This is a genomic window from Microbulbifer sp. ALW1, assembly GCF_009903625.1.
GTDB lineage: Bacteria > Pseudomonadota > Gammaproteobacteria > Pseudomonadales > Cellvibrionaceae > Microbulbifer.
In genome coordinates, this window is record NZ_CP047569.1 from 4,168,642 (window position 1) to 4,190,608 (window position 21,967).

The window sequence follows — 21,967 nt, forward strand, 5'->3', positions numbered from 1 at the left end:
AGTGCCTGCTCAGGTGGGCACTTCGGCAGAGCTGGTCAACCAGCTCATGGCAGCCGCTTCCGTCAGAAAAGAAAACAACTCCAGTCCCCCGACCCTCGCATGGTTGCGCATAACCGCGGTGGTGTTGAGCTGTGCCCGGTTTAACATGGCAATGCGGGCCCCCTGCAGGGCCGGCAGCTGACCGATATAGGCACCATAGCGCTGCTGCTCTTCGAGTGTCATGGACATCTTGGTGACCCGGCGCACATCCGCAAGTACCCGCAAGGGTTTGAAATGGCCGTATTTCGCCACCAGCTGGCGCACCGCTTCCATCCGGTTTTCGTAGGTAGCCTCTCCGTACAGGAGCATGGTGACTACCCGACTCTGATTGTCATATCGGATCTGAAAACTCATTACCGCAATTACCCCAATGCAATCCGTACCGCCGACACTTCCCTGAGGGACACAGGCCAGAAGTGGCAAACTTGCCATTTCCGCTGTGCGTGCACATTCTAGACCAAGCAGTCAAAAACCCCATGTGGCAGCAGGGCTTGTGACTCAAAAGCGCAAACACGGTCACACTGTTAGCCCAACCAATCAGTAAGCACTTTTCAAACCAATTTTGGTTCACGCGTACCAATATTGTCGGACTAAAGAGAAAAATGACGGGAGAAGCTTTGACAGGCGGGGGAACGAAGGGCGTTAGCGTGAAAAAACCATGGGGGTTGAGGTTGGCGCACAGAGAGCGGCGGACCGGAGACCTCTCAGTGAGAGAGCAACCACTCTTCGGCTGCGCGCTCGGTAAGAAATTCCGCAAGCGTCAGGCCGGCCGCCAGAGCCGCCTGGTCGATGGTGTGATTGGGGTTGTGTTCAAGAGAGTGCAGTACCGCGACGCGGCCGTGGCTGGTACCGGTATGCTCCGCGACAAAGCGGCCGAATTGTTTGCGCTCTTCCAGGGTCAGTTTTATTTCGGCCTGGCGTACATCAACCAGCACCCGCAGCGGGTGCAGGTGCCCGTACTTCTCGCCCACCTGCCCTGCAGATGCCAGCTTTTGTTCGAGATCCACCGGACCAAAAAACACCACAGATACAATTCTGGTGTCGGGTAGAAAGCGAATTTGAAAGCTCAAGGCAATATCTCCTGAACCGGGCTGGCGTGACACTCTGCATATTCACAACCAGCCCAACTTTACATCTAATCCTGCGCAATCTCTGGCATTGATCCCTCGTCGCCCGAGCCCAACCAGACTTGCGCCGCCACTTTGCGCGCGACCTCTTTATACAGAGCCGCCACTTCACCGTTCGGTTCCGCAACAACAGACGGCGCTCCGCTATCCACCTGCTGGCGAATGGACATGGCCAGCGGCAAACGGCCCAGCAGACAGGTGTGGTAGTCCGCCGCCATTTTGTCACCACCACCGGTGCCGAAAATCGGCTCCTGGTGGCCGCAGTTGGAGCAGGTATGCAGGGCCATATTCTCGACAATACCCAGTACCGGCACCGATACCTTGCGGAACATTTCCACCCCTTTAATGGCATCCACCAGTGCCAGATCCTGGGGCGTAGTAACGATCACCGCCCCCGACAGCGCCACTTTCTGGGACAGTGTCAGTTGTATATCGCCAGTGCCCGGGGGCATATCCACCACCAGGTAATCCAGCTCTTCACCCTCAGCGCCCTCGCCCCACAGGGTCTGGGTGAGCATCTGGTTCAGGGCACCGCTGGCCATGGGGCCGCGCCATACCGCTGGCGTATCTTCCGTAAGAAGGTAGCCCAACGACATGGTGCTGATACCCTGCGCCGGAACCGGCACAAAGAATTTGCCGCCTTTTACTTCTGGACGCAGTCCCTCAGTACCCAGCATGGTCGGCAGGCTGGGGCCATAGATATCCGCATCCAACAGGCCTACCGAGGCGCCTTCGGCCGCCAGGGCCAGGGCCAGGTTCACCGCAGTGGTGGACTTGCCCACACCGCCCTTGCCGGAGGCAACCGCGATGATATTTTTCACCGCCTTCAGTGACTCGGGCACCTCACCCATGTCTGTACGCGGAATTTCGAAAAACAGATCAGTCTGAATGCTTGCGCCGGCCAGTGCACCCGCTGCGAGCGCCGGTTCACAGACGGCGCGGATACGCTGTGCCCAGGCTTCCTGCTGGCTGGCACAGGGATAACCCAAGGTTACGCCGGTGTAGACGGTGCCGTCCTCATAGCCCACCTCAATATCTGCCTCCAGCTGATCCAGCGGCAAGCCGGTTGCCGGGTCCTCCAGGGCACCGATGAGCTCCGCGACCCGCTCCAGCTGGATCTGGACCTCTTCCGGGATGTCTTCGTGGTCATGTTCGTGGTCATGATGATGGTCGGTCACTCTGCGATCCTCGCTGGCACTCAAATTCGGCCGGCATTGTGGGGAAGGTCCGCGGCCAAGACAAGCCTAGCCTTTCCCGCTGCAGGTGCCTTGCAGGCCCCATTTCTGCTATATTCCGCGCTCTTTTCGGGCCATGCCCCGCGGCAGCCGCCAGTCCCGGAGCCCTGTAGCGCTCCCGCCCCGGTGCCGCCACTAACGTCAGTCTCAATGTCCGTCTCAATATCAGTCTCGCAGCCTTTGGAATTCAAGATGTCTCACACCGACCATCAGCCCAGAAACATCCTCGTCACCAGTGCCCTGCCTTACGCCAACGGCTCCCTGCACCTGGGCCATATTCTCGAGTACATCCAGACCGATATCTGGGCCCGCTTCCAGCGCGCCCGCGGCAACCAGTGCCTGTACATGTGCGCCGACGACGCCCATGGCACCGCCATCATGTTGAAGGCCGAGCAGCTGGGACTGACCCCGGAACAGCACATCGCCAATATGCAGGCGGAGCACGAGCGGGATTTCAACGACTTCCTGATCGGTGTGGATAACTACCACTCCACCCACTCGGAAGAGAACCGCGAACTGTCGTCGATGATCTACAAGCGCCTGCGCGAGAATGGCCACATTGCCTCACGCACCATTACCCAGGCGTTTGACCCGGAGAAAGAGCTGTTTCTGGCAGACCGCTACATCAAGGGCACCTGCCCGAAATGTAAAACCGAAGACCAGTACGGCGATAACTGTGAAGCCTGTGGTGCCACTTACAGCCCCACCGAACTGATCAACCCGATTTCCGCCATCTCCGGTGCCACCCCCATCGAGAAAGAGTCCGAGCACTTCTTCTTTACCCTGCCGGCGTTCACCGACTTCCTGAAGCAGTGGACCCGTTCCGGCACCCTGCAGAGTGAAGTGGCGAACAAGCTGTCCGAGTGGCTGGACGAAGGTCTGCAGGAGTGGGATATCTCCCGCGATGCGCCCTACTTCGGTTTTGAAATCCCCGATGCCCCGGGCAAATATTTCTACGTCTGGCTGGACGCCCCCATCGGCTACATGGCCAGCCTGAAAAACTACTGCGACCAGAACAACCTGGACTGGCTGGAGTACTGGAAAAAAGACAGCAGTGCCGAGGTGTATCACTTCATCGGCAAGGACATCGTCAACTTCCATGCGCTGTTCTGGCCGGCCATGCTCGACTCCGCCGACTTCCGCACCCCTAACAAGGTGTGCGTGCACGGATTCCTGACCGTCAATGGCAAAAAGATGTCCAAGTCCCGCGGCACCTTCATCAATGCACGTAACTATCTGGATCACCTGAACCCGGAATATCTGCGCTACTACTTTGCGGCCAAACTGACCGCCGGTGTCGACGACCTGGACCTGAACCTGGACGACTTCATCGCCAAGGTGAATTCCGACCTGGTGGGCAAGGTCGTGAACATCGCTTCGCGCACAGCCAAGTTTGTCAGCAAGACCGGTGGTGCCCTGTCCGCAGAACTTGCCGACGAGAGCCTGTGGAACCAGTTTGTAGAAGCCGCGCCGCGTATTACCGAATACTTTGAAGCGCGCGAATACAGCCGCGCCACCCGTGAAATCATGGCCCTGGCCGACGCCGCCAACGCCTGGATCGCCGACAAGGCGCCCTGGTCCCTGGCGAAAGAAGAAGGCAAGGAAGACGAAGTGCTGGCGATCTGCTCCCAGGGCGTCAACATGTTCCGTGCACTGATGACCTGGCTGGCCCCGGTACTGCCGGACACCGCCAAAAAAGCCGAAGAATTCCTCGGCGTGGCACTGGACTGGAACAGCGCCGTTACCCCGCTGGCTGGCCACACCATCAACAAATTCAAACCGTTGATGCAGCGCGTGGAAAAAGAACAGGTAGATGCCATGCAGGAAGCGGCCAAGGAATCTCTCGCGCAATTGCAGGCAGAAGCCAAAACCGTCACCGGTCCACTGGCTGACGACCCGCTGGCAGAGCAGATCCAGTTCGACGACTTCGCCAAGGTAGATCTTCGTATTGCCCTGATTGCCAACGCAGAGCACGTGGAAGGTGCGGGCAAACTGCTGCGCCTGACCCTGGACCTGGGCGGCGAAACCCGCAACGTGTTTGCCGGTATCAAGAGCGCCTACAGCCCGGAAGACCTGATCGGCAAACACACCGTGATGGTCGCCAACCTGGCCCCGCGCAAAATGCGCTTCGGTGTCAGCGAAGGCATGGTGCTGGCCGCCGGCCCCGGTGGCAAAGACCTGTGGATTCTGGAACCCCACGCCGGTGCGCAGCCTGGTATGCGAGTGATGTAAATTACCACTGAAATCCGATGCGAAGGTGCCGATACCGGGTGCAGCCTTGTAAGACCTTCCGCGAGAGGGACCTCGCGGAAGAGCCCCCAGGGATGGGTTTACGGCGTGTCTTACAAGGCTGCACCCGGTAGCGGCACCGCCACTGAGCTAGGTTAATAGCACCACTGAGAAACTGATTCCAAAGGGGACTGTATGCACGGCGTATTCCTGGACACCCTCACCATGAAACTGGAAGAGCTGGACACCTCAGTGCTGGAAGGCTCTCTCGACCACTGGGAATATTTCGAAACCACGTTACCGGAGCAAACCGCAGAGCGTATTGCCAATGCGGACGTGGTGATCAGCAACAAAGTGGTGCTCAACCGCGCGCTGATCGAAAACGCCCCCAACCTCAAACTGATCTGCGTTTGTGCCACCGGCACCAACAACATCGACCTCGAAGCCGCCGCTGAAAAAAGCATTCCGGTAAAAAATGTCGCCGGCTATACCGGCAGCTCCCTCGCCCAGCATACCCTCGCCCTGATGCTCGCCCTCGCCACCCGCTGGCACCAGTATGCCGGCGATGTGCAACAGGGCCGCTGGAACCAATCGCCGATTTTCTGTCGACTCGATTACCCGGTTGTGGAACTGGCGGGGAAAAATCTCGGCATCATCGGCTACGGCGATCTGGGACAGAAAGTCGCGCAGCTGGGTGAAGCCCTGGGCATGAATGTTCTGATCGCGGAATCGTTTACCGGGGAGAAGAAATCCGGGCGGGTATCGCTTGCGGAGTTACTCGCAGAGTCCGATGTCATCAGCCTGCACTGCCCACTCACCGAGCAGACCGACCAGCTGGTAAATGCGGACTTTCTCGGGGCCATGAAAAAAACGGCCTTCCTGATCAACACCGCCCGCGGCGGCCTGGTGGATGAACAGGCACTGCTGGAAGCGCTGAAACAAGGCGAGATTGGCGGCGCTGCGCTGGATGTACTCAGTGTGGAACCACCACCGGCGGATCACCCGTTGCTCGCGGACGATATCCCCAACCTGATCATCACACCACACAATGCCTGGATCAGCCGCGAGAGCCGCCAGCGCCTGCTTGACGGCGTAGTCAGCAACATTGTTGATTGGCGCAGTGTCTGAAGGGTAATTGGAGCTTAACGATGCCCTTTGGTTATAAGGCCACGGGCTTGTGAGACCAATTTCACCATCCCCACCTCTCTCCCTGCCCACAAGACCCCTCGCACCCTAGGATACTGGTTCACCTTGACTGTTGTTGAAGGAGAGCCTCATGGCAACCGCAAAAGCCCCCCATAATTCCGGCCGAGAGAAACTGCACCAGGCCTACAACCTGGCCGGTGAAGCAGCACACGATACCGCTGAACACATGAAGACTCGCGCCCGCGAGACCGCAGACCACGTTAAAGCCAGCGCCCGCGAGACCGCAGACCATGTAAAAGCCAGCACCCGCAACACCATGGAAAAGGGCAAGCAACGGGCCCACGACGTCGCCGAGCGGGCGGAAAGTTCCATCAAGGCGCACCCGCTGGTCAGTGTCGGTTGTGCCTTCGCCGCCGGTTGGTTGATTGCAAAAATCCTCAAGTAGCCAGTATCAAGTAGCCTGTATCGACACCGTTCGGTTTCCCGGGTATTCACAAGGACATCCCGCTGGAGAAGAACAGTAACGGCTATGCCAAGAGGAATGATTGATGCCCGGTTCTGATCGATCGAGAAAACCCGACGACACGGACGGCCGGGATCACGCCGATGGCGCGGGTCCCGGTTATGCGACAGAAACGCCACCACCGCCACTGGCTTCCGAACTGAACGCACTGATGGATCGCGCCGAGGCGACCATGACCCTCGCCTCCGCCTGGGCAGAAAACTTTACCAGCCTGGTACACTTGGAGTTTCAGCGCACGCTCAGTGCGGGCAAGCGGATAGTCGTACTCCTACTGTTCCTGTTTTTCCTGGCCGTGGCGCTGATCGTGAGCCTGTGTGCGGGGCTGGGATTACTGGGCTATTACTTTTTCCAGTCGGTGTATATCGGCTTCGGTATTTTTCTGCTGTCGCAATGTCTGATTGTTGTAGGCATCCTGCTGTCGATGAACAGCCTCAAAAAAATGCTCGGCTTCGACGAATCCCGCAAACAGGCCAGAGAGGCGCTTAACGATGTCACTGCGCTCTTTAAACCGGCAGATTGAAAGCCGCCGCCGGGCGCTGGAACATCAGCGCCGCTGCGCCCTGCAACTGTTGGAACAACAGCGGGCCCAAACGCTGGTGCAGGCACAGCGCGTCCCCCTGCCTCTGGTCATGGGATTGGCGTTTGCCGCGGGGTTTGTATTACAGCGTTTCTACAATACGCCGGCACCGCGAACGTTGCTCAACTGGTATCTCACCTTGAGGGCCTTTTGAGAGGGCCTTTTAAACTGTCCTACTGAATTGTCAGCAAGCTGCTTTGTCCGCAACGCTGCTATGGCTTCTGGGGTCTTCGCCAAGCCGATCCCCAACCTGAATAATTTTCGCCGCAACATCCACCAGCTTCAGATTCATTTCCATCGCCCGCTGCTGCATGGTGCGATAAGCATCCTGCTCGCTCAATCGCAGGCTGCGCATCAGTACGCCCTTGGCGCGCTCTACCAGTTTCCGCTCGGTGAGTGCGCGGCGGGTTTCCTCCAGTTCTTCACTGACGCGGTGAATATGCGCGACCTGGGAACGAATCAGCCCGTAGAGCGAATGCGCCAGGTTCTGGCCGTGCAAGGGCGGCACTCCGGCCGTGGAATCACTGCCATAAAGCCCCGGCACCTGGGGATCAAACAACACCGCCAGCGCCGGTAGACGGCTCCAGTCGGCGGATTTCATCTGCTGTAACTGCGTATAGTGATGCCCCAGTTCCGACTGCGCATCGGCAACCCGTTTGCGGCTCACCTTGAGCAAACGCGCGGCCATGGAGTCCTCCAACCGATGCATGGAATCAATACGCGCAGTGGCCAGTTGATACCAGACTTCACTGATATCCGCCGCAATCGGCTCGCCGTCTTTCAGGCCGGCGATGACCAGGCGCAGGCGCTGTAAATCCCGTGTCTCCGGGCTCTCCTCGATGGTCTGCCAGCACGCCAGCTCGGTTTCCCCGGCATACTCGGAAAACAGTTCCAGGCTGCGCAGCTGGCAGGCCTGCAAGTGAGAAAGACGGTGGTGCAGGCTTTCGTCAAACTGGCTGCCGGTAAAGCCAATCGCGCCCCAGGCGCGCTCCTGTCCGGCAAATTCTTTGGCCTGCATAAAATTGAACAGGGCGACCAGCAACCGCGTTACCTGCGGGTCATCAGCCACATCGGCGGCCTCGAACACCACCGACAACAGGCCGGCGATCAGCCGGCAAAAGGCATCGGTGGATTCCAGGGCGCTGACTTCAAAGGCATCAATATGCCGGCGCAATTCCACCAATTCATCCAGGCCGTGCAGTGAGTAGGCAATGCTGTTCAGTAAGCGCATATCCTGGGGATTGTGGCATCGGTCTGCCTGTAAATAGCGATCGTGCAGCAAGCGGCGGAAGGCGACCTCGCTTTGGCCACAGCATTCAACCTGGGTGTCACGCAGGGCACTGAATCTGAAACCTGCGGAAACCAGGTAGATATTACTGATGCCCCGCTCCCGCTGTAGCTGGTGCACCAGGTCGGATACGGTAGTCACCAGCTCACAACTTCCGCTAAGCCGTTGCAGCGCCTGAATCTCTGCGCGCTTTGCGGCCAACAGAAACTGTTCAGCATCTTCACTGTGCTTGGGCATATCGGGGCTCCCGGCTAAACCAGAATGGGTAACCTTGATTCAGCAATAAACATTCCAGCCCAGCGCAACACGTTTGGTTCGGCATAGCCGGGGTGAGCTCGGCGTGAGAACTTTCTTGCGCACCGCGGACTCCACAGCACCAAAATAGTGCACAATTAACGGGAGAGAGCGCCAGCTTCCTCAATATTCCTGCGCCGGTCCCCTGTTTTTCACGCGATTCACACCGAATTGAAAAGTTGGCACCGAGATTGCTTTTATCTCTGGTGTAAAGATATTGCGCAGCGAATTGCGCAGCTCTTTCTGGGCGAAAGCCCGCTACAACCAAATACACTGGATAAAGGCGTCCATCACGTTCCGGCAACGACCGGTCTGTGTGGGCGCTTTTTTTGTGCCTCGGAATTCTCAGTGACCCGCAACTTTCGGTTTATTGCGAATCCCGCACAGGTGGATTCCCGATCCAACAACTTCCAAAAAGGTGATCACCATGGCTTATCTCGCTCCATCAGAATTTGTGACCAAAATGGTCGATGCGGGGGAATCGAAGATTTACATGTCCACCCGCGACACCCTCGTTCGCGCCTATATGGCCGGTGCCATTCTCGCGTTGGCCGCCGTTTTTGCGGTAACTGTGGCGGTAGCCACCGGCTCCCACCTCGTCGGTTCCATCTTGTTCCCGGTGGGGTTCTGTATGTTGTACCTGATGGGCTTCGACCTGCTGACCGGGGTATTTGTACTCGCGCCGCTGGCGTGGCTCGACAGACGCCCAGGCGTCACCTGGGGCGGTATATTGCGCAACTGGGGGCTGGTGTTTGTGGGCAACTTTGGCGGTGCGCTGACTGTTGCAGTGATGATGGCGTTCGTGTTCACCATGGGTTTTAACACGGAACCCGGTGCCGTCGGCGCCAAGCTCGCTTCCGTAGGCGAGGCTCGCACCCTGGGATACGCGGAATACGGTGCCGCCGGCTGGTTTACCATTTTCCTGCGCGGAATGCTGTGTAACTGGATGGTATCCATGGGCGTGGTGGGTGCAATGATCTCCACCAATGTGAGCGGTAAAGTCATCGCCATGTGGATGCCAATCATGCTGTTCTTCTTTATGGCCTTCGAGCACTCGGTGGTGAATATGTTCCTGTTCCCCACGGCCATCATGATGGGCGGTGATTTCTCGGTGATGGATTACCTGATCTGGAACGAAATCCCCACAGCTCTGGGTAACCTGGTCGGCGGTCTCGCCTTTACCGGCCTGACACTCTTCACCACCCACTACAAAACCGCACCCAAGCGCCAGTTGACTGCAAAGAGCAGCGCAACGGGTAAAGAAGCTCTGGCCTGATGGTCACGCAAAGCCCCGCTGCTCGCGGGGCTTATTTTTTATGAACAATTCTCTTTTACTGGATGTCGGCCAGCACAGCAGTGCCGGCCTTAAAGCGGAAAACCAAGACCACTGTGGTGCCTACCTGCCACCAGAGCCACTACTGGGCATGAAAGGTGCGGCGGTTGCGATTGCCGACGGTATCAGTTCGAGTAGTGTCAGTGCCATTGCCAGTGAAACGGCGATCAAAAGTTTTCTCGACGATTACTACTGCACCTCCGACGGCTGGAGTGTACAGAACGCCGCCGAGCAGGTGCTCAAGGCCACCAATGCCTGGCTCTATGGCCAGACCCAGCAGAGCCCCTTTCGTTTTGATAAAGACAAGGGCTACGTCTGCACCTTCAGTGCCGCGGTATTCAAAGGCACCGAAGCCCATTTATTTCACCTCGGCGACTCGCGCATCTATCGCTTGCGCCGCGGTTCACTGGAACAACTCACTCACGACCACCGCCAGTGGCTGGGTGAACACAACAGTTACCTGAGCCGCGCGCTGGGTGTAACACAACACCTGGAACTGGATTACCGCAGGCTCACTCTGGAACCCGACGACCTGTTTATTTTTACCACCGACGGCGTGCACGAGTCCCTTTCGCAACGGGCCCTGATCCAACACCTGGACAACCCGTCGGCCTGCCTCGACACCAGTGCCAAAACCCTGATCGCAGCCGCACTGGCCAATGGCAGTAGCGACAACCTTACGGTGCAACTGGTCAGGGTCACCGCAGTTCCGGAAGAGGTGCCCGCGCTCATCGAGCAAGCTGGCTGCCTGCCCATTCCACCGCTGCTGAAAGCCGGCGAACATTTTGATGGCTACACCATCGAGCGCGAGATACACGCAAGCAGTCGCAGCCACGTGTACCTGGCCACCGATACCGCGAGCAAGACCCGGGTTATTCTCAAGGCGCCCTCGGTGGATATTGCCGATGATCCGGGCCATCTGGAGCGATTGCTTATGGAGGAGTGGGTCGCCCGGCGCGTCAACAGTGCGCACGTTATTCGCGCTGCCACCACCCACCGCCCACGCAACTATCTGTATATCGCCATGGAAGTGGTCGAGGGCCAGACATTGCGCCAGTGGATGATCGACAACCCACAGCCTAGCCTGGAAAAGGTACGCGGTATTGTCGAGCAGCTCGCCAGGGGACTGCAGGCGTTACACCGTGCGGAAATTCTGCATCAGGACCTGCGTCCGGAAAATATCATGATCAGCCGCGCCGGCACCGTCACGCTGATCGATCTCGGCTCTGCCCGGGTCGCGGGCATCGCGGAAACCGCAGCGGAAAATGGACAGCTGATTCTCGGCACCGCTATCTACTCGGCACCGGAGTATTTTCTCGGGGATATGGGCACACCGCGCTCGGACCTGTTTTCACTCGCGGTACTCACCTACCACCTGCTTTCCGGTGCCTTTCCCTATGGCACCGGGGTAGCGCGCTGCACAACCGTGTCAGCACAGCACAAATTGCGCTATCGCAGCGTGTTGAGCGAATTCCGGGAAATTCCCGCATGGATTGATGCCCCCCTGAAAAAAGCACTGCAACCCAATCCCCTGCACCGCCATGAGGCGCTTTCAGAGTTCGTCTATGAACTGCGCCACCCAAACCCGCAATACCAGAGCGCAAACCGGCCGCCGCTGATCGAGCGTTACCCGGTGCGCTTTTGGCAAACAGTCAGCGGCATTCTGCTGCTGGTAATTTTTTATCTGTTAAACCTGATATCCAACACCCAGTGAACCCCGAAAAGTACTCTTTCAAGGAGAAACCCCATGATCAGTAACCGTCAGCAAGTCACCGACATGATTCTCGTCGCCAAGGTTCGTAAGGACCTGAAGTGGGCGCAAGTGGCCGATGCCATCGGCCAGTCCAAGGAGTGGACCACTGCCGCCTGCCTGGGGCAGATGACGTTGAGCAAAGAGCAGGCCGCCGTGGTTGGCGAACTGTTTGATCTCAGCGACGAGGCGGTGGCCTGGTTGCAGATCGCGCCCTACAAAGGCTCACTGCCCACCGCTGTGCCCAGCGACCCGCTGATCTACCGCCTCTACGAACTGGTGAATGTGTACGGCACCACCATCAAGGAACTGATCCACGAGGAATTCGGCGATGGCATCATGAGCGCCATCGACTTTTCCATGGATATTCAGCGGGAAGAAGATCCCAAGGGTGACCGGGTGAATATGGTGATGTCGGGCAAGTTCCTGCCTTACAAAATGTATTAACTGCCCCCGTTTTCTCCTGATTCACGCTGGCGGCGGCCCTGTCGCCAGCGTCATGCCGATGCAACCTTTCCCTGCCAGACTCGCTACAATACCGGTCCAGACCCGAGACCCGTACCATGAGCCTGAGCACCATTTCCTCTTCTGAATCCAGCACGGACAACACCGTTGCGCCACCCGGCACTTCTGCCGAGCTGGCCGCCGCGCAGCTGGTGGATTTTATTCACCGCTACCCGCGCCTGATGGTATTGACCGGCGCCGGGGTGAGCACCGATTCCGGTATTCCCGACTACCGCGACCACAAAGGTGAGTGGAAACGCAAACCGCCAGTGGATCACCGGGATTTTATGGCGAGCGCAGCCACGCGCCAGCGCTACTGGGGGCGGGCACTGATCGGCTGGCCGGTGATCCGCAATTCGGCACCGAACCCGGCGCACTTTCACCTGGCGGAACTGGAGCGCCGTGGGCATGTGCAATTGCTGGTGACACAGAATGTGGACCGCTTGCACCAGCGGGCAGGCAGCCAGCAAGTGGTCGACCTGCACGGGCGCGCGGATGAAATTCGCTGTATGGAATGTGATTACCGCGCCAACCGGCAGACGGTGCACGACCGCAGCTACGATCTCAATCCGGCGTTTCGACATTACACCGCAGACACAGCGCCGGACGGGGATGCCGACCTGGAGGTGGATTTCAGCGGTTTTCAGGTGGCGGATTGCCCGGACTGTCGCGGCATTCTGAAACCGGACGTGGTGTTTTTTGGGGACAATGTGCCGAAGACCCGGGTGCAGTCGGCATTGGATGCGCTGCAGCAGAGTGATGGACTGTTGGTGGTGGGCTCGTCACTGATGGTGTATTCGGGGTTTCGCTTCTGTCGCTATGCGAAGGAGTGGGGCAAACCGATTGCAGCGCTGAATCTCGGGCGTACCCGGGCCGATGATTTGCTGGATTTGAAATTGAGTGCGGGGATTGGGGAGACCCTGGAGCAATTACTGAAATCGCTCTAGGGCCCCAAATTAATTAGCGGAGAAAACGTTTATTCGCCCGCTGCATCGCCAATCTTGTCCTGCGTACGCAACTCAAAATCACTGGCGTCATGCCGCTCGTGCAATTGCTGTGACGGCTCGCCCCAGGTCCGGTTCACCATCTTGCCAAGTTGTACTGCAGGGCGATCGCCAATTTCCTTAACCCAACGATTCACGTTCTTGTAGCTGGCCGCATCCAGAAACTCCGCCGCGTCATAAGCGTCGTTATTCACCACCGCGCCATACCAGGGCCAGATGGCCATATCGGCGATGGTGTATTCCCTGCCCGCAATAAACGGGTGGACTGCCAGTTGTCGATCCAGCACGTCCAGCTGGCGCTTTACTTCCATCGCGTAACGGTTAATGGGGTACTCGTATTTTTCCGGGGCATAGGCATAAAAATGCCCGAAGCCACCCCCCAGGAAAGGTGCCGAGCCCATTTGCCAGAAAAGCCAGTTCAACGTCTCGGTGCGCTGCTCCGGGGTATGGGGCAGGAAGGCGCCGAATTTTTCCGCCAGGTACAACAGGATGGAACCGGATTCGAACACGCGAATGGGCGGCGTGGTGCTGTGATCCACCAACGCGGGAATTTTGGAGTTGGGATTGATATCCACAAAGCCACTGCTGAACTGGTCACCTTCGGTAATGCGGACCAGGTGGGCATCGTACTCGGCACCCGCATGCCCGAGCGCCAGAAGCTCTTCCAGCATAATCGAGGCTTTGACGCCGTTGGGGGTCGCCAGAGAGTAGAGCTGCATCGGGTGCTTGCCCACGGGCAGTTCCTTGTCGTGGGTCGGGCCGGCGATGGGTCTGTTGATATTGGCAAACTGGCCCCCGCTTTCACTGTCCCATTTCCAGACTTTCGGTGGTGTGTAGCTGCTGTCGGACATTGATCTACTCCGGGTCATTTAATGAATTGTGGCCAGTTCTTTCGGCGATCGTTTCAGGTTAAAGCGCAATGCGCATAAACAGACTGTTTGGGTCCTCCCTGTAGTCTGCGAAAGGCGCACACAGTTCAAATCCGTGGCGAGAGTACAGCCGGTGGGCCGGTTTGAAAAAATCCATGGAACCGGTTTCCAGGCTCAGGCGGGTGTAGCCGCGCTTGCGCGCTTCTCCGAGGATATGCTGCAGCACCGCAGTGGCAATTCCCTTTCCTCGCGCCTCGGCACCGGTGCGCATGGATTTGATTTCGCCGTGGTCCGGGCCCAGTTCCTTTAGAGCACCGCAGCCCACCAGGGCGCCATCGAGATAGGCAGACCAGAAGGTGACGTCCGGCTGGCGCAGGCCATCCAGATCCAGCGCATGCACACTTTCCGGCGGAGATGTGGCGCGCATATCATCAATATGCGCCTGCAGGAATGCGGCGATTTCATTACCGCTCAAATCGTCAACATGAATGTTCAACATAGTACTTCCTAATGAGCATTTACCCAGTGTCAACAACTCACCAATCGCCTGGATCAAATTCTATTTATTCGTGTATTCGTCGCATCGAATTGAGCACCCCGCCACCGTGCGATTAGGGCCAGGACGCACCATAACAGCAGGCTGACGATCAGGACCAGACCGTATTCCCCGAGGGGAATCCGCAGTGGCAGTTGCCAGCTCATCACACCACTGCCGATCAACCCCAGTAGAGTCAACAGATACCCGGCGATGATGCTTGCAACTACTCTCCGCGACAACCCCAGGCCATGGATCTGGGTTATAACCAGCATCCCCAGAAAGCCGGTAAAGAACATGGCAACAGCAGACCAGCCCTGTGACGGTGACAGGTAAGCGACCACCACACCGTGAATCAGGACAAAGCTTTCCAGGAAAAAGGTCCAGTAGCGATTGCGGTGACTGCGGGTGAACATCAGGCTGCCCTGCAACAGCAATGCAAACAGGTAAAAAAAGCCGAGCAGGTGCCCCAGGGTCAACTCGATCGGGTGGTACCAGAAGGTGTAGAGAATCGCCCAGGAAAAGTAATAACCGTGATAGCGTTTTAGACAGGTCACCACCGTGTGCTTGATCGGAACCCGCTTGCCAAAGAACAGGCCCCGGCGAGGGTTTTCCATAATCAGGACGATGACCAGCAGGAAAATGACCGCAAACTGTGATGACCATACCGGCACAGTCTGCGCCAGACCGTCATAGAAAAGCTTGCTCTGCACTATGTGCAATCCGATGAAAAAGATATTGCCGACTAGTGCCAGTACGTTGATGGGATGCAGGCCATCGGTGTAGCCCATCCCCTGGTGGTCGCGCAGTTGCCGCGCCCGGAAAATGATCCACCAGTGAAACAGCTGATGCGCCGCATAGCCACCCCAGGCAGTAACCAGAGCCCAGGTAGAGGACTCGGGCAACTGCCAGTAGTACCAGCTTTTGGATTCGTCGGGCAGGAACTGGATGTGCGCGCTGTAGGGACCAAAAACAATCGACAGCAGTAACAGCGCAAAACACCCCAGCAGGCCCCAAGTCAACCGAAAGCGATAACGCTTATGGCTATTTAGCCCGTTGTTGAGTGCCATACTACCCCCGGTATTTGCCATCGCCTGACAATATTTATCATGCAGAATTTCACATGCAGATTAGTCGCTGATAGTACGCCGCGGGTGGGTCCACTGGATCATCTTTGCGCGACCCCATTTTCCGGGCCGCCGGGAGCAGCGCCTCAGGAGTAATGCTCGCTCAGCCGAAGTACCTTTTCGTGAAATAGCCCTCGTAAGTAGACACTTACGCCATCAGCGCACCTGCCGCGCCTGGACCTGAAGGGTGTACTGCTACCGACCGTTGTTGAAGCCCCCCTGCCCCTCCCCCATAATACCGCCCCAATTTCAATCAATGCGCCGCCTGTCGCCAACTGCAGGCAAGTGCCCGCAAACGGGCAACTTGCTAGTCTTGTTTAACAGGTGCCCAAATTTTGTACTACGCCAACTCAGTACCCGGGGCCAATGCGGTGGCCCGAACGGAATCACTATGACCGAATTCACCGTCATCCTGCTCTCCACCATTCTGGTGAACAACTATGTGCTGGTACAGTTTCTCGGCCTCTGCCCGTTTATGGGGGTTTCCAACAAGCTGGAAACCGCCATCGGTATGGCCGGCGCTACCACCTTTGTGCTGACGCTGGCAGCCATCTGCTCCTACCTGGTGAACACCTACTTACTCGAGCCCTTTGGCATGGAGTACCTGCGCACCATTTCCTTCATTCTGGTGATTGCGGTGGTGGTGCAGTTTGCGCGGATGTTTATCGAGAAAACCAGCCCGCTGCTCTACCGGGTACTCGGTGTCTTCCTGCCTCTTATTACTACCAACTGTGCGGTGCTCGGTGTGGCGCTGCAGAACACCCTGAAGGCAAACAATTTCGTGCAGTCCACGCTTTACGGTTTTGGCGCTGCGGTAGGTTTTTCTCTGGTACTGATTCTGTTCTCCGCGATGCGCGAACGACTGGCGGTGGCGGATGTACCCAAGCCATTCAAGGGGGCGGCCATCGGCATGATGACCGCGGGCTTGATGTCCCTGGCCTTTATGGGCTTCAGCGGGCTGGTATAAGGAGTCGGCGACGATGGAATGGCTGTCTGAAGTATCCACGCCCCTGCTGATTCTCGGCGGTATGGCACTGGCATTTGGCGCCCTGCTGGGTTTTGCCGCGGTGCGCTTCAAGGTGGAGGGTGACCCGATTGTCGACCAGATCGACGCCCTGCTGCCACAGACCCAGTGCGGCCAGTGTGGCCACCCCGGGTGTCGCCCCTATGCTGAAGCCATAGCCAATGGCGAGGCCATCAACAAGTGCCCTCCGGGGGGCCAGGCCACCATCAACGAGCTGGCCAACCTGCTGGACGTGGAAGCCACGCCACTGGATGCCGAGCACGGCGTGGAAGACGTCAAGAAAGTCGCGTTTATCCGTGAAGCGGAATGTATCGGCTGCACCAAGTGCATTCAGGCGTGCCCCGTAGACGCCATTGTCGGCGCCGCCAAACAGATGCACACGGTCATCGTCGACGAGTGCACCGGCTGTGACCTGTGTGTGGAGCCCTGCCCGGTGGACTGTATCGATATGGTGCCGCTGGAAACACAACTGCAACAGTGGCACCCGCATAAACCCAAAGACGGAATTCAATTGATCGCCAGCGACCGCCCCGATCTGCACCCCAGTGACCGGAGTGCAGCATGAGCCAGGTAGATGAACGCCAGAGCGCCAGCGAGCGCCGCGCTGCCCGCGAAGCCCACCTGATCGCCAGTGAAAAAGCACGGGACCTGTCCCGGGAGCTGAAGATCAGCGACTTCCACGGCGGTATTCACCCGCCCGAGAACAAACACCAGAGTACCGGTGAAGCCATCGGCACTATTCCCCTGGCGGAAGATTTGATCGTACCGCTGAACCAGCACATCGGCGCCACCGCCATTCCACTGGTGAAGCTCGGCGACCTGGTATTGAAGGGCCAGAAAATTGCCGAGGCCGACGGCCCGGTGAGCTGCCCGGTGCACGCGCCTTCCTCCGGCAAAATCGTCGCCATCGAGCCTATGGCGGTGCCGCACCCCTCGGGGATGGTGGCAGATTGTATCCAGATCCGCACCGACGGCCGCGATGAATGGTGTGCGCTCAATCCGCTGGAAAACTACGCCGAGCGCGATATCGATGACGTGCTGGAGCAAATCCGCGACTGCGGTATCGCCGGCATGGGCGGCGCAGGCTTTCCCACCGCGGTCAAACTGAACCCCCGCGGCGGTGCAGAGATCGATACCCTGATCATCAACGGCACCGAGTGCGAACCCTATATCACCGCGGACGATATGCTGATGCGCGAGCGCGCAGAAGAAATCGTCAAGGGTGTGGAAATACTCGCACACCTGCTGGATCAGCCAGAACGGGTACTGATCGGTATTGAAGACAACAAACCGAAAGCCATCCAGGCGATGAAAAAGGCGGCCGAAGGCACCCGCTTCCACGTGGTCGTTTTCCCTACCAAATACCCCTCCGGTGGCGAAAAACAGCTGATCGAAATCCTCACCGGGCGCGAGGTACCCAACGAGGGGCTGCCAGCCCATGTTGGCATCGTGTGCCAGAACGTGGGTACTGCGCGCGCTGTGTATCGGGCGGTAGCACTCGGTGAGCCGCTGATCAGCCGCGTCACCACGGTGGTGGGCGAGTCCCTCGAGCGGCAGCGCAATATCGAGGTGCCACTGGGGACCCCTATCCGCCACATTCTGGAAAACCACGGACTGGACCGAAAACAACTGCAGCGTATCGTCATCGGTGGCCCTATGATGGGCTACACCATCGAGGACGAAAACGCGCCGGTGGTGAAAACTACCAACTGTATTCTCGCGCCCACCAATAAAGAGCTGCCGCCACCGCCGCCGGCCCAGGCCTGTATCCGCTGCGGCCTCTGTGCGGAAGCCTGTCCCGCCAGCCTGCTGCCGCAGCAGCTGTACTGGTATGCGCGGGCAGAAGACCGGGAAAAACTCCAGGCCTACAACCTGTTCGACTGTATCGAGTGCGGCGCCTGCTCCTACGTGTGCCCATCGAGTATTCCCCTGGTGCAGTATTACCGCGCTGCCAAGGGCGATATCCGTGAGGCGCGCCTGGAAAAAGAAAAGGCAGACCGCGCCCGCGAGCGCTTCGAATACCGCAAGCTGCGCCTGGAAAAAGCAGAGCAGGAAAAAGAAGCCAAACGGCTGGCACGCAAGAAGGCCGCAGAGGAAGCCCGTAAGCAACGGGAACAGAATGCCGATAGCCCGGAAGCGAAAGCCGCCAAGCAGGAATCGGATGTGGTGGCCGCGGCCCTCGCCCGGGTAAAGGCGAAGCAGGCCTCCCCGGAGCAGCAACTGGCCCGCGCCCAACGCACCCTCACCAGTGCCGAACACCGGGTTCAGCGTATGCAGGGCAAGGTCGCCGAGGCGGACGAAGCACAGAAGGCCCAGCTCGAAGCCCAGCTCAAAACTGCCGAGCTGAAACTGCAGGAAGCCCGCGACAAACTGGCAGAAGCCGAAAAGCTGGCCGCCAGTGCCCCCCAACCTGCAGAGCAATCACAGGCAGAGGCAGAAACCGAGTCACCCAGCGTCACCGACGACAAACTCACCGTGGCCGGCGCTTCTTCGTCTGCCGCGGGCGATGCCATTGCCCGGGCCAAGGCCGCGGCGGCCGCCCGCGCCAGCCAGAGTCCGGAAGAAAAGTTGGCCTCCGAGATTGAAGCGCTGAAAAAACGGGTGGAAAAAGCCCAGGCGCGACTGGAAAAAGCACGTAGTGAAGACGACCCCAATAGCGCGGCCTTCGAAACCGCGCTGACGAAACTGCAGGAAAAACTGGCGGACAAACAGCGCCAGGCCTGACCGGGAAAACTAGAGAATCACCATGTCCCTGATGCGAATCACTTCCCCCCACGCCCACTCCGGCCAGAGCACATCCAGAGTGATGCTGCAGGTGGCCGCGGCGACCATCCCGGGCGTACTGGCGCTGGTGGTCTACTTCGGGGTGGGTGTGCTGTTCAATATTGCACTCTGTGTGATCACCGCGCTGGCCTCCGAGGCGGCGGTGATGAAACTGCGCAAGCGCCCGGTGGGCTTTTACCTGAAGGATTACAGCGCCCTGGTCACCGCGTTGCTACTGGGCATCGCCCTGCCCCCCTACTGCGCCTGGTGGCTGCCGGTAGTGGGCGCCTTTACCGCGATCGTCCTGGCCAAACAGCTCTACGGCGGCATGGGCTACAACCCCTTCAACCCCGCCATGGTGGGTTACGTGGTACTGCTGATCAGCTTCCCGGTAGAGATGACCCGTTGGGTGGCGCCGGCGGAGCTGATCCAGGGTACACCGGGGCTGGATGAAACCCTGTCGCTGATGTTCGGCGGTATGAATGTGGACGGCTTTACCCGCGCCACCCCGCTGGAAATTGTGCGCCACAACCAGTCCACCATCCTGTCCCAGCTCTACGAGATGGAGCCGATGTTCAGCAAAGGCGCTATTGCCGGCGTGGGCTGGGAGATGGCCAATGTCGGCTTCCTGCTGGGCGGCCTCTTCCTGCTGTTCCGCCGCCTGATTACCTGGCACGCACCTGCGGCCATGCTCGTCACCCTGGCCGCACTTTCGGTGGTCTTCTACGACGGCGGCAGCTCCCTGAGTGAAGGCTCACCCCTGCTGCACCTCTTCTCCGGTGCCACCATGCTGGGTGCTTTCTTTATCGTCACCGACCCGGTGAGCGGCTGTACTAGCAACAAGGGCCGGCTGATATTCGGCGCCGGCGTCGGCCTACTGGTATTCGTGATTCGCGCCTGGGGCGCCTACCCGGATGCGGTGGCCTTTGCGGTACTACTGATGAACTTCGCCGCCCCCTTTATCGACAATTACACCCTGCCCCGCACCTACGGCCACAAGGCCGCGCGCAAGGCCACCGATCTGGAGGAACAGTGATGCTGAAGCGCTCCATCGGTAGTAACGCCGCCATTCTCGCCCTGTTTGCCCTGGTCACCGCGGGCACCCTCGCGGTCACCCAGATCACCACCAGGGAGCCCATTGAGCACGCCATTCGCGAGGCCTCCGCCAGGGCGCTGCTGGAGATCATCCCCATCGACCGCCACAGCAACGATCTGCTGGTAGATACCTACCCCATTCCCAGACAGTATTGGGCGCTGCTGGGGCTGAAACAGGAAGCCAATATCAATCTGGCGCGGGAAACGGACGGCACCATCAATGCGGTGATCATTCCCGCCGTAGCGCCGGATGGCTACTCCGGTCCCATCCGCATTCTGGTGGGCGTGAACCGCGATGGCACTGTGGCCGGCGTGCGGGTCACCAACCATGCGGAAACCCCCGGGCTCGGCGACAAGGTGGAAGTCAAAAAGAGCGACTGGGTACTGTCGTTTAACGGCAAGTCGCTACAGGACCCCGCGCGGGATCAGTGGAAGGTACAGAAAGACGGTGGCGCCTTCGACCAGTTCACCGGTGCCACCATCACTCCGCGCGCGGTGGTGAACCAGGTGCGCAAGGTGCTCGACTTTGTGGCCGAGCACCACCAGCAGATCTTCAGCGCACCAGTATCCAAGCGCGCGGTGGAAGTTGAGCAATCCCCACCGCCGCAGCCAGCAGAAACGGAGAATAACTGATGGCCACTCCGCGCCCCACACCCGACTACCGGGAAATCACCCACAATGGCCTGTGGAAAAACAACCCGGCGCTGGTGCAGCTGCTGGGGCTCTGCCCCCTGCTGGCCGTTACCGGTTCGGTGGTCAACGCCATTGGCCTCGGCCTCGCCACCACCGCAGTACTTGCTTGCTCCAACCTCGCCGTGTCCCTGGTGCGCCACCAGATGCCGGAAACCGTGCGCCTGCCCGCCTCGGTGATGATCATCGCCACCTTTGTGACCTGTGCCGAGCTGCTGATGAAAGCCTTCACTTACGAGCTCTATCTGGTGCTGGGGATTTTTATTCCGCTGATCGTCACCAACTGCGCGATTCTGGGCCGCGCCGATGCCTTTGCCAGTAAAAATCCGGTACTGCCTTCACTGCTGGATGGACTGATGATGGGCGCGGGGTTCAGTGCAGTACTGATTGTGATTGGCGCAGTGCGGGAAATTATCGGCCGCGGCACCCTGTTCAGTGATATGGACCTGCTGCTCGGCCCGGTGGCAGCCAACTGGACACTGCCGGTGCTGGGGCAGGATTACAGCGGCTTCCTGGTTGCAGTTCTACCACCCGGGGCCTTTCTCGTCGCCGGCCTTCTCATCGCCGCGAAAAACGCCATCGATGCCAGTATTGAACGCCGCCGTATGGCCAGTGTGAACATTGTCAGTGGCAGTAAAAGGGTAAGGACGACTGGGAAAATTCAGTGACGGTGCCAACCCGCAATAATTGGCACAATGCATTCTCAGCGTGTTGAATTATTAGCGTGTCACCAGGAATAATTTATTCAACTTTTAAAGCCGACCCTGTGTCGGCTTTTTACATCTGCGCCATGACCAATTGGCCGTTGCTTTCAG

22 protein-coding genes are annotated in these 21,967 nt (G+C 58.7%); 15 read left to right on the top strand and 7 right to left on the bottom strand.

Features of this window, described 5'->3' with window-relative positions; genetic code table 11:
* Window positions 1-9: 9 nt before the first annotated feature.
* From GRX76_RS17220 to apbC, 3 genes are all read right to left on the bottom strand, one after another.
* On the bottom strand, window positions 10-393 hold the full coding sequence (locus tag GRX76_RS17220; protein ID WP_160154428.1) for a hypothetical protein: 384 nt from the start codon (window positions 391-393) through the stop codon (window positions 10-12).
* A gap of 350 nt (window positions 394-743) precedes the next feature.
* Window positions 744-1,109, bottom strand: a complete 366-nt coding sequence (locus GRX76_RS17225) for a hypothetical protein (RefSeq protein WP_160154429.1) — start codon at window positions 1,107-1,109, stop codon at window positions 744-746.
* 65 nt (window positions 1,110-1,174) lie between these two features.
* Window positions 1,175-2,344, bottom strand: a complete 1,170-nt coding sequence (gene apbC / locus GRX76_RS17230) for an iron-sulfur cluster carrier protein ApbC (RefSeq protein WP_236250448.1) — start codon at window positions 2,342-2,344, stop codon at window positions 1,175-1,177.
* A 249-nt stretch (window positions 2,345-2,593) separates the two neighbouring features.
* On the opposite strand from apbC, the gene metG reads away from it, so the two are divergent.
* The 5 genes from metG (at window position 2,594) to GRX76_RS17255 (ending at window position 7,030) form a co-directional block, all read left to right on the top strand.
* Window positions 2,594-4,633, top strand: a complete 2,040-nt coding sequence (metG, locus tag GRX76_RS17235; RefSeq protein WP_160154430.1) for a methionine--tRNA ligase — start codon at window positions 2,594-2,596, stop codon at window positions 4,631-4,633.
* A gap of 192 nt (window positions 4,634-4,825) precedes the next feature.
* Window positions 4,826-5,758, top strand: a complete 933-nt coding sequence (locus GRX76_RS17240) for a D-2-hydroxyacid dehydrogenase (RefSeq protein WP_160154431.1) — start codon at window positions 4,826-4,828, stop codon at window positions 5,756-5,758.
* Window positions 5,759-5,906: 148 nt separating this feature from the next.
* The gene (locus GRX76_RS17245) at window positions 5,907-6,221 is read left to right on the top strand and encodes a DUF883 family protein (RefSeq protein ID WP_160154432.1); all 315 of its coding nucleotides are present in this window, start codon (window positions 5,907-5,909) and stop codon (window positions 6,219-6,221) included.
* Window positions 6,222-6,324: 103 nt separating this feature from the next.
* Window positions 6,325-6,819, top strand: a complete 495-nt coding sequence (locus GRX76_RS17250; RefSeq protein WP_160154433.1) for a hypothetical protein — start codon at window positions 6,325-6,327, stop codon at window positions 6,817-6,819.
* Window positions 6,788-7,030, top strand: coding sequence for a hypothetical protein (locus GRX76_RS17255; protein ID WP_160154434.1), 243 nt, complete (start codon window positions 6,788-6,790; stop codon window positions 7,028-7,030). Before GRX76_RS17250 ends, GRX76_RS17255 begins: the two co-directional genes overlap by 32 nt.
* Before the next feature lie 30 nt (window positions 7,031-7,060).
* On the opposite strand, the gene GRX76_RS17260 is transcribed toward GRX76_RS17255, so the two are convergent.
* Complete coding sequence (locus GRX76_RS17260) at window positions 7,061-8,401, bottom strand: nitrate- and nitrite sensing domain-containing protein (RefSeq protein ID WP_160154435.1); 1,341 nt, start codon at window positions 8,399-8,401, stop codon at window positions 7,061-7,063.
* 484 nt (window positions 8,402-8,885) lie between these two features.
* Here GRX76_RS17260 and GRX76_RS17265 point away from each other — a divergent pair, with 484 nt between their 5' ends.
* From GRX76_RS17265 to GRX76_RS17280, 4 genes are all read left to right on the top strand, one after another.
* On the top strand, window positions 8,886-9,734 hold the full coding sequence (locus tag GRX76_RS17265) for a formate/nitrite transporter family protein (protein ID WP_160154436.1): 849 nt from the start codon (window positions 8,886-8,888) through the stop codon (window positions 9,732-9,734).
* Between the two features lie 40 nt (window positions 9,735-9,774).
* A complete protein-coding gene (locus GRX76_RS17270) occupies window positions 9,775-11,505 on the top strand; it encodes a bifunctional protein-serine/threonine kinase/phosphatase (RefSeq protein ID WP_160154437.1) in 1,731 nt (576 codons plus the stop codon).
* A 33-nt stretch (window positions 11,506-11,538) separates the two neighbouring features.
* Window positions 11,539-11,988 (top strand): cyanase, encoded by a 450-nt coding sequence (gene cynS, locus GRX76_RS17275; RefSeq protein ID WP_160154438.1) that lies wholly within the window; start codon window positions 11,539-11,541, stop codon window positions 11,986-11,988.
* A gap of 116 nt (window positions 11,989-12,104) precedes the next feature.
* Window positions 12,105-12,992: an NAD-dependent protein deacetylase gene (locus GRX76_RS17280; RefSeq protein WP_160154439.1), complete on the top strand. Its 888-nt coding sequence runs from the start codon at window positions 12,105-12,107 to the stop codon at window positions 12,990-12,992.
* Between the two features lie 29 nt (window positions 12,993-13,021).
* On the opposite strand, the gene yghU is transcribed toward GRX76_RS17280, so the two are convergent.
* Genes yghU through GRX76_RS17295 form a run of 3 tightly spaced genes read right to left on the bottom strand, consistent with a single transcriptional unit; the run spans window position 13,022 to window position 15,523 of the window.
* Window positions 13,022-13,900 (bottom strand): glutathione-dependent disulfide-bond oxidoreductase, encoded by an 879-nt coding sequence (yghU, locus tag GRX76_RS17285; RefSeq protein WP_160154440.1) that lies wholly within the window; start codon window positions 13,898-13,900, stop codon window positions 13,022-13,024.
* 58 nt (window positions 13,901-13,958) lie between these two features.
* Window positions 13,959-14,417: a GNAT family N-acetyltransferase gene (locus GRX76_RS17290; protein ID WP_160154441.1), complete on the bottom strand. Its 459-nt coding sequence runs from the start codon at window positions 14,415-14,417 to the stop codon at window positions 13,959-13,961.
* Between the two features lie 53 nt (window positions 14,418-14,470).
* Window positions 14,471-15,523, bottom strand: a complete 1,053-nt coding sequence (locus GRX76_RS17295) for a hypothetical protein (RefSeq protein ID WP_201276854.1) — start codon at window positions 15,521-15,523, stop codon at window positions 14,471-14,473.
* Between the two features lie 448 nt (window positions 15,524-15,971).
* Between GRX76_RS17295 and rsxA the strand changes: the two genes are divergently transcribed.
* From rsxA to GRX76_RS17325, 6 genes are read left to right on the top strand one after another with little or no spacing between them, the layout of a single operon-like run.
* The gene (gene rsxA / locus GRX76_RS17300; protein WP_160154442.1) at window positions 15,972-16,547 is read left to right on the top strand and encodes an electron transport complex subunit RsxA; all 576 of its coding nucleotides are present in this window, start codon (window positions 15,972-15,974) and stop codon (window positions 16,545-16,547) included.
* A gap of 13 nt (window positions 16,548-16,560) precedes the next feature.
* Complete coding sequence (gene rsxB / locus GRX76_RS17305) at window positions 16,561-17,169, top strand: electron transport complex subunit RsxB (RefSeq protein WP_160154443.1); 609 nt, start codon at window positions 16,561-16,563, stop codon at window positions 17,167-17,169.
* Window positions 17,166-19,328 (top strand): electron transport complex subunit RsxC, encoded by a 2,163-nt coding sequence (gene rsxC, locus GRX76_RS17310; RefSeq protein WP_160154444.1) that lies wholly within the window; start codon window positions 17,166-17,168, stop codon window positions 19,326-19,328. The genes rsxB and rsxC overlap by 4 nt, the downstream gene beginning before the upstream one ends.
* A gap of 22 nt (window positions 19,329-19,350) precedes the next feature.
* Window positions 19,351-20,403, top strand: coding sequence for an electron transport complex subunit RsxD (gene rsxD / locus GRX76_RS17315; protein ID WP_160154445.1), 1,053 nt, complete (start codon window positions 19,351-19,353; stop codon window positions 20,401-20,403).
* The gene (gene rsxG, locus GRX76_RS17320; protein ID WP_160154446.1) at window positions 20,403-21,095 is read left to right on the top strand and encodes an electron transport complex subunit RsxG; all 693 of its coding nucleotides are present in this window, start codon (window positions 20,403-20,405) and stop codon (window positions 21,093-21,095) included. Before rsxD ends, rsxG begins: the two co-directional genes overlap by 1 nt.
* Window positions 21,095-21,820: an electron transport complex subunit E gene (locus GRX76_RS17325; RefSeq protein ID WP_160154447.1), complete on the top strand. Its 726-nt coding sequence runs from the start codon at window positions 21,095-21,097 to the stop codon at window positions 21,818-21,820. The genes rsxG and GRX76_RS17325 overlap by 1 nt, the downstream gene beginning before the upstream one ends.
* Window positions 21,821-21,967: the final 147 nt, after the last annotated feature.